This is a genomic window from Thalassobius sp. Cn5-15 (assembly GCF_022347685.1).
In the GTDB taxonomy this organism is placed as follows: domain Bacteria; phylum Pseudomonadota; class Alphaproteobacteria; order Rhodobacterales; family Rhodobacteraceae; genus Thalassobius.
On the sequence record NZ_JAKRGF010000005.1, the window covers coordinates 177217 to 189362 of the forward strand.

The 12146-nt window shown below is 58.7% G+C and carries 8 protein-coding genes; 4 read left to right on the plus strand and 4 right to left on the minus strand.

Features of this window, described 5'->3' with window-relative positions:
- Positions 1-5: 5 nt before the first annotated feature.
- From fni to MHM86_RS12635, 3 genes are all read right to left on the minus strand, one after another.
- Positions 6-1055, minus strand: a complete 1050-nt coding sequence (gene fni, locus MHM86_RS12625) for a type 2 isopentenyl-diphosphate Delta-isomerase (protein ID WP_239200131.1) — start codon at positions 1053-1055, stop codon at positions 6-8.
- Positions 1052-2086 carry a hydroxymethylglutaryl-CoA reductase gene (locus tag MHM86_RS12630; RefSeq protein ID WP_239200133.1) on the minus strand — a complete coding sequence of 345 codons (1035 nt, stop codon included), beginning with the start codon at positions 2084-2086 and terminating at the stop codon, positions 1052-1054. Before MHM86_RS12630 ends, fni begins: the two co-directional genes overlap by 4 nt.
- A gap of 223 nt (positions 2087-2309) precedes the next feature.
- A complete protein-coding gene (locus MHM86_RS12635; RefSeq protein ID WP_239200135.1) occupies positions 2310-3155 on the minus strand; it encodes an energy transducer TonB in 846 nt (281 codons plus the stop codon).
- 350 nt (positions 3156-3505) lie between these two features.
- On the opposite strand from MHM86_RS12635, the gene MHM86_RS12640 reads away from it, so the two are divergent.
- Both MHM86_RS12640 and MHM86_RS12645 read left to right on the plus strand, forming a co-directional pair.
- Positions 3506-6097: a hypothetical protein gene (locus MHM86_RS12640; RefSeq protein WP_239200137.1), complete on the plus strand. Its 2592-nt coding sequence runs from the start codon at positions 3506-3508 to the stop codon at positions 6095-6097.
- A gap of 66 nt (positions 6098-6163) precedes the next feature.
- Positions 6164-8017 (plus strand): M1 family metallopeptidase, encoded by a 1854-nt coding sequence (locus MHM86_RS12645; RefSeq protein ID WP_239200139.1) that lies wholly within the window; start codon positions 6164-6166, stop codon positions 8015-8017.
- Between the two features lie 124 nt (positions 8018-8141).
- Here the strand turns inward: MHM86_RS12645 and parE are convergent, their stop codons facing one another.
- Positions 8142-10097 carry a DNA topoisomerase IV subunit B gene (gene parE / locus MHM86_RS12650; protein WP_239200142.1) on the minus strand — a complete coding sequence of 652 codons (1956 nt, stop codon included), beginning with the start codon at positions 10095-10097 and terminating at the stop codon, positions 8142-8144.
- A 148-nt stretch (positions 10098-10245) separates the two neighbouring features.
- Here parE and MHM86_RS12655 point away from each other — a divergent pair, with 148 nt between their 5' ends.
- Positions 10246-10899: a dimethylsulfonioproprionate lyase family protein gene (locus MHM86_RS12655; RefSeq protein WP_239200145.1), complete on the plus strand. Its 654-nt coding sequence runs from the start codon at positions 10246-10248 to the stop codon at positions 10897-10899.
- Between the two features lie 126 nt (positions 10900-11025).
- Positions 11026-11991, plus strand: coding sequence for a polyphosphate kinase 2 (gene ppk2 / locus MHM86_RS12660; protein WP_239200148.1), 966 nt, complete (start codon positions 11026-11028; stop codon positions 11989-11991).
- The last annotated feature ends 155 nt before the right edge of the window (positions 11992-12146 follow it).

Below are 12146 nucleotides of genomic sequence, written 5' to 3' on the forward strand. Positions count from 1 at the left end.
GTCTTCTACCGAATGAGAGAGGTGTTTCCCTGAAGAGTGTGCACATCTGCTGCGCCCAAAAGGAACATCGCAGTGGTAAACTCTTTTTGAAACTTCCTTATTTTACTAACTACCGCGTCGCTGGAAACCTGCGCTGCCGCCAGAAACGGGGCTGCCACCCCGCAGAGATCCGCGCCGAGAATCACAGCTTTGGCCATGTCTACACCATTGCGAATGCCGCCGCTGGCAATCAGGGTGGTTTTCGTTTCGCACTGCGACAATATTTCCTGCGCTGCGATCAGGCTGTCGACCGTGGTCAGGCCCCAGTCCTGAAACACCAGCCCCAAATCGTCATCGTCATCTGACCGGCGGTGGTATTCAATGCGGCTCCAGGAGGTGCCGCCGCGGCCCGCGACGTCAAAGTGACAGATGCCTGAGGCAAGGCCCAGGTTCACGTCCGTCTGACTCAGGCCTGATCCCACCTCTTTCAGGATCACCGGCACATCAAGGTGCTGCGCGACGTCAGCGATTTTCGCGGCGAGGCCGGAAAAATCACGGTCGCCTTCGGGCTGCACCGCCTCTTGTAGCGGATTAAGGTGCAGGTAAAGCGCATCTGCTGCCAGAACCTCCACCGCCGCGCGGCAATGATCCAGTGTGAAGCCTTTGTTCAATTGTACCGCGCCGACATTTGCCAACAGGGGCACGTCAGGGGCAAATGCGCGTAGATCAAAGCTGGCCCGGGCCTCTGTGTTTGTGAACATCACCCGTTGCGATCCTACCGCCATCGCTACGCCGGTTTCCTGTGCGGCGATGGCCAGATTGCGGTTCAGTTCAAGGCATTCATCGCCTGCGCCACCGGTCATCGACGAAATCAACAGGGGAAAGCGCAAGCCCTTGCCAAGGAAGTCACAATGGGTGTCGATCGCATCCATATCCAGTTCAGGCAGGGCGCGATGGGTCAGGGCGACGCGGTCGAAACCGCTGGCGCCCCGCTCGACCTCAGGGTCGGCATGGATGGCACGGATGTGTTCCAGTTTGCGTCCGGCGACGCTGCGATCCACTTTGTCTTGGCTCACCGTTCCATTTCCATATGTGTGCGCACGAGTTCACCCGGGTTGGTCTGTGCCGCCAAGAGCGACAACTCCCCACATAGCACGGTTGCGGCACAAATCCCCGCCAGACGGCGGGCATTTTCGCCGGGTTCCCGCTCTGCCTTGCAGCCCATACGTTCCAGATTGTCCTCGACCGCACTGTTGCCTTTGCCCGCGCCGACAGATCCCATGATCAGGTTTGGCAGGGTGCAGGCGAAATACAGATCTTCGCCGCGTTTTTCGCAGGTCACGGTGCCTTGGGATCCCTCAATGATGTTGGCCGCGTCCTGACCCGTCGCCAGATAGAAGGCCAGTAGCATATTGGCGAAATGCGCGTTTGCGCTGCGCAGTGATCCTGCCAGATTGCTGCCCACGTAGTTCTTTTCGTGGTTCAGCAGAACCATCTTCTCTGCATCGGTGCGCAGCATCCGGCGCAGGATTTTGCGCGGTATCTCCACCTCGGCGATCATGTATTTGCCGCGTCCCAACAGACCGTTCACAGCGGATGCCTTTTTGTCGATGCACAGGTTGCCGGAGATGGAAGAATAGCTCAGCTCTGGTTGGTCGGTCAAAATCCATTCCAGAACGGCCTCCGCCGCCTTGGTCACCATATTGTGGCCAGACGCATCGCCAGTGGCGCATTCAACGCGCACAAACAGCAGGTTGCCCGCGATCTGGCGGTTCAGTTTGACCAGACGGGCAAAACGGCTGGTGGTGGCGATGATTTCGCCGACCTTATCAAACTGCGCCTCGATGCGCTGCCATGCGGCATAGGCGGCGGCTGCCGAAGGCGCGCGTACGGCGATCGACCGGGTCATGCGTTCATCGACCATCGTGACCTGAATGCCGCCACTGTAGCGCGACACGCCAGCACCGCGATCGGTCGAGGGCCAGAGCGGCGTTTCAAAGGTGGCCAGTGGCACGCTGATCTCTCCCTCGACCACATTGCCTTTCAGCAAGAGCGGGCCAACCCATTGGGTCGGGATCGGAGTGGAAAAAGTCTGCTTATCGCGCACCTTCAGTCCCTTTTCATTTCTTGTGACCTGAAGGGCCTGCTGCAGGCCACCATTCAGGTCAATGTTCTGCGCTTACCGGGGTGTAAGCCTGTTGCCTTGGCAATGCGCAATATACTGTCAGCACAGCCCCGGCTAGATCTGCGCTTCACTACATGCACTTTCCGCTGCGTGCCAGTCATTTTCCCGCGAAGGGATGTGACATTCACGTTTTGAGCGCTGCTGTTCAACGCTGTGCAAAGCTGATGGTCAGGTTGAAACTATGGCTGCTTGCGCCAAGACCTGCGGGCGCTTTGGGGTAGCGTTTCGTCTGACGTATAGCCTTTAGGGCGGCGCGGTCCAAGGGACGCACCCCTGAAGATCGCACGACAGATGCGCCTTTCAGACGGCCATTGGCCGCGACTGTGATCCGCACCCGCACACGGCCGGTCTGACCTTTGGCGCTGGAAGGGTAGCGTTTGTTACGTTCGATCATGGCACGGATCTGCGCGCCCCAGACCTTTTGGGCACTGGCTTTGTGGCCTGCGTCGTTGGCGGCTGCGACCTGCTTGCCACTCTTCCCCGCGTTTTTGCCTTTGGCATTGCCTTTCGCTTGCTGTTGCTGGCGACCGTTGGAGGCGGCGGTTTTGGGCTGCGCTGCGCTGGCGGGGCGGGGTTTCTGGGCCTTTGGCTGTTTCTTTTCCTGTTTCTGTTCAGGTTTCGGGGCAAGGGGCGGTGGAGAGACTTGGGGATCCACCATCGGCTGATCTGCGGGTTCCTCCGGCGGGGCCATATCCGCACGTTCTGGTGTGAACAGCTTCAGCGCTTGGTCGTGCGCGCTGGGGGGCAGCGTCAGGGCCAATGGGGCGGTTGCTTCTGTCACATCGGGCGCTTCAGGGGGTGGTGCCACTGTTGGCGGTGCACTCCATATCTCGACCAGCGCTTGCGCGCTGGGAGATGCGGCGGCCAGCGTGATGGTGGCGCGCCCGGTGCTGCCCGATGCCTCTGGTCCAGTGTCGGCAGCGGTCCAAAAGATCGCCAGATTGAGCAAGATAGAAAGGGCGATGAACAGGAGGAATTCAAATAACCGCAATGCTCTGGACGTCCCTGTCTGTACAAGCTCAACCGCTGGGTCAGACGGCTGCGGTGCGGGCGTGCGGCACAGGGCAAACGGCCCTTACGCGCGGATCCCGTGACCCGGTCATCTGCGATGGATAGAAAGGCTGGCGTGCCGTGCGCGGGGCGGCATGTGCGGGCGAGGGCACCGTGTGCGTGAAAGCCAGAAAGCTGTCAAGTACCGGAAATGCAACGCAGGTTTGCGGAAAATGCTGGATTGCGCTGCACTTCGCACTCTGACATGACGCGATTAGCTACAGACGCTCACCACGAGAGATGAGTCGCAGCCAACATCCCAACATCATTAGACCGAAGGCTTGGCCAGAAATGCGGCACACTTCCGTTCGGGCGATCCTGTTCACGAGCACTATCCTCGTGGCGGCGCCCCTCCTTTCGACTTTTGCGTACGCGCAAGAGACCACAGATCTAGATGATATCGTTGTCGGTGTTCCAGCTGAAGATGCCAAAGCATCCGAAGCGGACGTGCTGACCGATATCGATGCAACCGGCACCACGCTGGATCAGGACAATCCTGCCAATTCTGGTCAGACCACGCTGGGCGACGGCGCCCTGCGTCTGCGCGGCAGTGGTGTGGACGCAAACAGCGCCCTTGTCGGCCTGCCCAATGTGCACGCACGTTCCGATGTAAACGAAGACGGCCGACCCGCAGATGACATCGGCGAAGACGCAAACGACATTCTGGACCTGCAACCGACTGAGTTCTCCATTTCGGGCGCACGGATCAATGAAAACAACATCATGGTTGACGGTGTTGGCGTAAACTCGATTGTGCATCCGACGGGTACGTTGGAGCCGGACGATGTGTCCAACGTGCCCACCGTCAGCGGTCTGTATGGCGCGCATTCGCAGACCCAATATATCCCCTCCACTCTGGTGGATGAGGTTGAGGTGCTGGATTCTAACGTTTCGGCGGAATTTGGTGGCTTTCTTGGCGGCGCGGTAAACTACAAATTGCGCAAACCCGATCTGGATGAGGCTGGCGGTTCGGTCAGCTATTCTTTCCAGAACGAGGATTTTACCAAATACTCCCTCGGCACCGAGGATGGCGAAAATCCGCAAAACCGCAACAAGCCGAAGTGGACCAAACAGAACTTCGCCATCGATTATTCGATGCCAGTGTCTGAAAATACAGCGCTGCTGTTTGGCTACACCACCCAGCGCGCGACGGCGGAAAAACAACGTCTGCAGCAATACGGTGGTGCGACCGTCGATTCCGAAAGCCAGAGCGATTTCTACCGCTTTGCCGTCACGCATGAGACGGACAATGGCGATCGTCTGACCGGCGCGCTGAACTACACCAACTATGAACAGCAATGGGATCTGCCCAACACGGCAAACACCCGTCTGGACATTGAAAACAAAGCGCTGCTGGGTGAATTTACCTATGAACGTGATCTGGACGATCTGGCGTTCCTGACCAACACCAAACTGGATCTGGGCCTGTCGTTCCAACGCAACGAGGTGGCCAACGTTTCGGGTCAGAACACCATGTTCTCTTGGTGGGGTATGGACTTTGGCGGCAACGATCTGTCGGCCAATATTGATGGCTGTGATCCGGTTGCCGGTGGCGGCTTCCAGAACTGTTTCATCGGCGGTGTGGGTGATCGTCATTTTGAGGATGACCGCATTGGCCTTAGTGCCAAGCTGACCGGTGACCTGGGCAATGGTGTTTTCAAAGCGGGTATTGCGGCGGAAAGCTATGACGTGAACCGTCGTGGCACTGGCTACACCCTCTACACGGCGCCGCTGACCTTCGGGGCAGGCACGTGTACCGCTGGTGATCCCAGCTGTGTGCCAGAGCAGTACTTCTTCATCAGTACCTCGCAGGAAGCTTATGACGCTGACGTCGTCGCAAGTCAGCTGAGTACATTTGTCGAGGCAGATCAGACCTTTGGAAGCGTTTACCTGCGTGGTGGTCTGCGTGCGGACTACAACGACGTGCTGGAAAACACCGACATCGCGCCGCGTCTGACCGCCAGTTGGCAGGCCACTGATGATCTGTCGATCACCGTGGGGGCCAACCGTTATTATGACGACAACTATCTGGCCTATGCGGTTCAGGACGCGATTCCCGGCTCTGCTTCTGCGTTGCGAACCTTTGGTGATCCGACCTCGACCTTCGGCAATGCAACTGCGTCTACCACGCGCTATTCCGACAGCGGTCTGGATACGCCCTACAATGACGAACTGTCGCTGGCTGTGGCCTATCAGGATGATTTCACAGGTGGGTTCTGGCGTCTGCGTGCGCTGCACCGTGACGGCAAGGATCTGTTTGACAACGAAGGCTCCTCTAGCAATCCGGTCCTGACCAACGGTGGCTCCAGCGAGTTTGACTCGGTCACCTTGGAATATCAGAAAACCTGGACGCCTCAGAACTCTCTGAACCTTGATGGCGTTGGTCTTTACACCTCGCTGACATGGTCTGACAGTTCGCGCGTAGGCGGTACCTACTTCTCAGGCCCCGGTTTTGGCGACAACCCCGTGCGGTATAACGGTCGCGATTATGAGCGATCGGAATGGGATGAGGTACAGGGTAATCTGGACCAGCCTCTGAAGGCATTGGTCGAACTGCGTTCGCAATGGTTTGACGGCGGCATGTCGCTGGGCGTCGCGGCGGATCTGACCGCAGCTTATGACGGTGTTGTGTTCGATGGTGTCGAGCGTGATGCGGCCACCAACCAGCTGTTCTCCAAATATGTTGATCACGATTTCGACGAGTTGGTTCTGATCAACCTCAACGCCTCGTTCCGCGTGCTGGAATTGCAGAACGGTAAGGATCTGATGCTGGATGTGAAGGTTGACAACCTGTTTGACAAGCGCCGGTCGGGCACCTCGTCTGACAGCAGTCCTTGGGTTGCTGGTCGTACCCTCTGGGTTGGTAGCACGCTGACCTTCTGATCGGCTGAATGAAACAAAGGTGAGGCGCCTTAGGGCGCCTCGCATAGTATAGATAAAAGGCCCCTGATGATGCGTACCCTGTCCTTGATCGTTGTGCTGTCCCTGACTTCTGCCCTGATCCCGCACGCCCATGCTGAAACGTTGACAGCGCATATCACGCTGGACACAGCGAGCCGTGCGATCATGGTGGAAAGCGATTCCCCGGGCGTACCAACCGTTGAGTGGTTAGCAGCTGAGGGTGCCGGATTTTCCGGTCTGGTGCCGGAACTGCAATCCCCAACCCGCATCAACGGCTGGTCTGAAACCGCCAGCTACCTGACCGGTGGTGGCTGGTTGCCAAAGGCCTCTGACGCAGACGCCGCTGACGCTGACCAGATCCACCAGCACGACATCACCGTCACCGTACCCGCCAGCGACCGGGTCGCGGTGACCGGCCATATTCTGCACGACCGTGTCACCGGCGATCAACGTGAGGTGCGCTTTGCCTTCGAAGGGCCGTCTTCGGATCTGGGTATTTTTGTCGGCAGCTACGAGGTGGGGCAGGGGGACCATGCCCTTGTGGCTCTGCGCACCTACCTGCAACCCGAGGATCACGCGTTGTCGGCGCAATACCTCGAGGCTTCTGCCCGCTACATCGACCGTTTCAGCGCCGAGATCGGTGATTTTCCCTATTCCGAGTTTTCGGTTGTTTCTGCGCCTATCCCCGTGGGCCTTGGCTTTGCGGGGGCGACCTACATTGGGCAAAGCATCCTGCCCCGCTCCTATATGACTGGTCGCTCGTTGGCCCATGAGGTGCTGCACAACTGGTGGGGCAATGCGGTACGGGTGGATTATGCCAGCGGTAACTGGTCCGAGGGGCTGACTACCTTTATGGCCGACTATGGTTTGGCTGAAGATGACGGCGCACTGGCAGGACAACAAATGCGCATGGACTGGCTGCGCAAACTGGCGCTGATTGAGGCGGATCAGATGAAGCCGTTGGCGTCTTTCATTTCCGCCAGTCATGACCGTGGGGAACAGGGCGAAGGGTACGGCAAGGCCGCGATGGTGTTCCACATGCTGCGGTCAGAATTGGGCCACACCCAGTTCTATGACGGCCTGCGCCAGTTCTACCGCAGCAACAACGGACGGGAGGCCGGATGGGCGGACCTGCAACAGGCGTTTGAACAGGTGAGCGAACGGGACTTGTCACAGTTTTTTGCGCAATGGATCAACCGCGCGGGCCTGCCCCGGCTGCAACTTCTGGCCGCTGCCCCAACAGGTGCAGATCAACTTACATTGACGTTGGCGCAAGATGCAGACGCAGCGCCTTATGATCTGTTGGTGCCGGTATTGGTGGAAACCAGCGACGGCCCGGAACACCACAGCCTGCGCCTGACCAAGGCAGAGCAACAGTATGACCTGACACTGAACGCGCCCGCTTTGTCGGTCCATGTTGATCCCGCCTTTGATCTGGCCCGCTGGCCCGCAACGCAGGAATTGAGCCCGACATTGGACAATGCCTTTGCCGCCAGTGGTTTCAACGCCGCCCTTGCCGCGCCAGAGGCAGCAGACGCCGCCAAAGCGCGCGCCTTGTTGGAGGAGATGCTGAATGTCGATCTGGTCTGGGGGGCTGAAGCGCCGCATCCCGTAGACCTGATTTTTGGCACCACACAGGATGTGGCTGACCACTACGTTGTAGAGACCGGACACGCCTTCCCCTATGCCACCGACGGTGCAGCCCGCGCATGGTTGGAGAGGGGAGAGGGCGAGCAGCTGCGCCTCTACATCTCAGCCGATGATCTGGAAGACGCTGCCGCCCAAATGCGGTTTCTGGGGTATTATGGCAGCAAAAGCTACGTCAGCTTTGAAAACGCCAGCGGTCACACCTTCGGCGTGCTGCCCAGCGACAAAAGCGCATTGCGGGTGGTGTTTGAGTGAGGGGGGCGGCTCTGGAACGTGACTAAACGACGTAATCACGGAAACGAGGCATCCACTTGGGGCAGCTTTCGGAATTAGACTGCAGCCCAACATATATTGTTGGGCTGCGAACGCCCACCCTCACTCAAACATCCAGCTCCTCAACGAACCGCGCGTTTTCCTGAATGTACTGGAACCGCAGTTCCGGCTTTTTGCCCATCAGGCGTTCTACCAGATCGCCGGTTTCGCCCGGTTCATCCTCGTCAATCGTCACGCGGATCAGGGTGCGGGATGCGGGGTCCATGGTGGTTTCTTTCAGGTCCTTGGCGTCCATTTCACCCAAACCCTTAAAGCGGCTGACGTCGATTTTGCCTTTGCCGCCCAGACCTTTCTTCAGCCACTCGTCCCGTTCTGCCTCATCGACGCAATAGACGCGTTTGGCGCCCTGTGACAGGCGGTAAAGCGGCGGGCAGGCCAGATAGAGGTGGCCTGCATCAATCATCGGTCGCATCTGGGTGAAGAAAAACGTCATCAACAGCGCCGCAATGTGGGCGCCATCGACGTCCGCATCGGTCATGATGATGATCTTGTCATAGCGTAGGTCATCAACGTTGAACTTGGTGCCCAGACCTACACCCAGCGCTTGGGTCAGGTCGTTGATCTCTTGGTTCGAGCCGAGTTTCGAGGACGCTGCCCCCAGCACGTTCAGAATCTTACCGCGCAGCGGCAACAACGCCTGCGTTTTACGGTTCCGCGCCATTTTGGCCGACCCACCGGCCGAGTCGCCTTCGACGATGAACAACTCAGTGCCTTCGCGGTTGGTGGCGGAACAATCGGTCAGTTTGCCCGGCAGGCGCAGGCGTTTGGTGGCTGATTTCCGCTGTGTCTCTTTCTCTTGACGGCGGCGCAGGCGCTCTTCGGCCCGCAGGACAAGGAAATCAAGGATCGCGCCCGCGGATTTGGTATCCGCCGCCAGCCAGTTGTCGAAGTGGTCGCGCACGGCGTTTTCGACCAGACGCTGCGCCTCGACGGTGGCCAGCCGGTCCTTGGTCTGGCCGACAAACTCCGGCTCGCTGATGAAACAGCTGACCAGTGCACAGCCGCCAGTGATCAGGTCATCGCGGGTGATCGACGCGGCCTTCTTGTTGTTGACCAACTCGCCATAGGCTTTGATACCTTTCAGCACGGCGGCCCAGAAACCGGCCACATGCGTGCCGCCTTCGGGCGTGGGGACAGTGTTACAGTAGGACTGGATGAAGCCGTCGCGCGACGGCGTCCAGTTGATCGCCCATTCCACCTTGCCCGGCACATTGAAGCGTTCCTGAAAATCCACGGTGCCTGCGAATGGCTGATCCGCGTAGGTGGAGGCAGAGGCCATCGTTTCCTTCAGATAATCCGCCAAACCGCCGGGGAAGTGGAATGTCGCCTCTTTCGGGGTTTCGCCATCATCTATGTGGGTTTTCCAACGGATTTCGACGCCGGAGAACAGATAAGCCTTAGAGCGGATGGATTTGAACAGGCGGGCCGGTTTGAATCGGTGCTTGCCAAAGATCTGTTCATCCGCATGGAAGGTCACGGTGGTGCCGCGCCGATTGGGGGCTGCACCGACTTTCTCCACCCCGCCCAGCGGGATTCCACGGGAAAAGCGTTGTTCGAACAGTTCCTTGTTGCGCGCAACCTGCACCACCATCGAATCCGACAGCGCGTTCACGACCGACGCACCAACCCCATGCAGACCGCCGGAGGTCTGATAGGCCTTGCCTGAAAACTTGCCGCCCGCGTGCAGGGTACACAGGATGACTTCCAGTGCGGATTTGCCCGGAAATTTGGGGTGGGGATCAATCGGAATGCCGCGCCCGTTGTCGCGCACGGTCAGCGAATAATCTGCGTTCAGTTCCACCTCGATCCGGTTGGCGTGGCCTGCCACCGCTTCGTCCATCGAGTTGTCGAGGATTTCCGCAACCATATGGTGCAGCGCGCGTTCATCGGTGCCGCCGATATACATGCCGGGGCGCTTGCGCACTGGCTCGAGGCCTTCCAACACTTCAATGGAGGAGGCATCATAGGTCTCTGGCTGTAGGCCATCAATGAGATCGGTCATCGGCTGCTCTTCTTGGTTCTGATTGGGGATGATCATAGGCAATGCCCGCGGCCACGAAAAGCCCATTCCGTGGGGCCGATGTCGCATTTGGGTCAGATCCTGCAAAAGCGGTGCACCAAGCTACAGGTGAGTGGGAAGGAGGAAGGCGATGGGTGATCGGGTGAAGGACCAACCGGACTGGCTGTATCTGCTACGTGAATATTATGAAATGTACCGGTTTTTGCCGGCAGGCGGCAGCAGGGTGATCCGCAGCCATCAAAAACAGGTGCGGGAGGCGATCAACCGTCTAGTGAAAGCAAATCCGGTGCTGCGCGAAACAACGTCGGCTGAATTGCCAGTGACCGCACATTTGCGTCGTGCGCTGGATGAGGGGCGCACAGCGGCGCTGGCACCGGTGGCGCGGGCGTTGGATGCGGTGCGGGGCAGCTTGCATTGGGAATATGGCTATGATCGTGTGCCCAAGGGGCTGGCGCAGTCCTATGGCTATGCGGAAATTGCTGGGCCCAACGGGCCGGTGCCGTCGTCCGAGGTGATCTTGGGGCTTGTGCTGTTTGCGCCGGGCTGCATCTATCCTGCCCATGCGCATACGGGCATCACCGAAAGCTATATTTGCCTCTCTGGTTCGGTGTCCGAAAACGACTATGGGGTCTATGCGCCGGGATCGTCGATCTACAATCCGCCCGGGCATGCCCATCGCATCACTGTATCGGATCTGGAACCGGCGCTTTTGGCCTATGCGTGGATTGGCGCGCCGGAGGTGTTGGCGGGCAACAAGATGGTGCTGGGCAGGCCCAAGGGCTGAAGGGGGGGCGGAACGCAGAGGCAGATGCGGTCTTTTTACGGTTTGTGTACCATTTATTGACGTGCATCAAGGCAGCGTCGCGCGACCAAGGATAAGCTCTTGGCGAACAAACCAAAGGAGACGCCAATGACCGCACCTGCTGCGCCCAAACCTGCTGTAACTGCTGCCCCGGAACCCTCCGCCGCCTCCAATGGCTTTACCAACGGAACCACCTCGCCGCAGGCAGAGCCAACCAAAGCCCCGTCTGTAGAACAGGTGCGTCAGGCGTTTGAGTCGGGCGAATACCCCTACAAGAAAAAGATGTCGCGTTCCGCCTATGAGGCACAGAAAGCGAAGCTGCAGGCCGAACTGCTGAAGGTACAGCACTGGGCACAGGAAACCGGTCAGAAGTTTGTGTTGCTGTTTGAAGGCCGTGACGCAGCCGGCAAGGGCGGCACTATCAAGCGGTTCACCGAACACTTGAATCCGCGTCAGGCCCGCGTGGTGGCGCTGAACAAACCCACCGACGAAGAGCGCGGTCAGTGGTATTTCCAGCGCTATATCAACCATCTGCCGACCGAAGGCGAAATGGTCCTCTATGACCGCAGCTGGTACAACCGCGCGGGTGTTGAGCGGGTGATGGGCTTCTGCGAGCCGGGCGAATATCTGGAGTTTATGCGCCAGACCCCCGATCTGGAGCAGATGCTGGTGCGCTCGGGCATCCGCCTCTATAAATACTGGTTCTCGGTTACACAGGAAGAGCAGCGCCGCCGCTTTAAATCGCGGGAGTCTGATCCGCTGAAACAGTGGAAGCTGTCGCCGATCGATAAGGCGTCGCTGGGCAAATGGGATGATTATACCGAAGCGAAAGAGGCGATGTTCTTCTACACGGACACCGCCGACGCACCTTGGACGGTGATCAAATCCAACGACAAGAAGCGCGCGCGCCTGAACTGCATGCTGCACTTCCTCAACTCGCTGGATTATCCGGGTAAGGATCTGGACATCGCCACCGCCCCTGATCCGCTGATTGCCTCGACTGCCAGCCATGTGATCCACCGTTCGGACCACATTCTCGGCACCGCGCTGCACCCCGATAGCCGCAAACGCTAAGCTGAGGTTTGGTAAAGGAAATGAAAGCGCGTCCCATCGGGGCGCGCTTTTTCAATTCAGTTGGAAATGGATGTGGTCATCATGTCGCGCGGCGGGGCAGCCTTGAAAGCGGATTTTGGGGTGAGAAATCCTGAAGCGGCTTTGAAGGTGAGGTT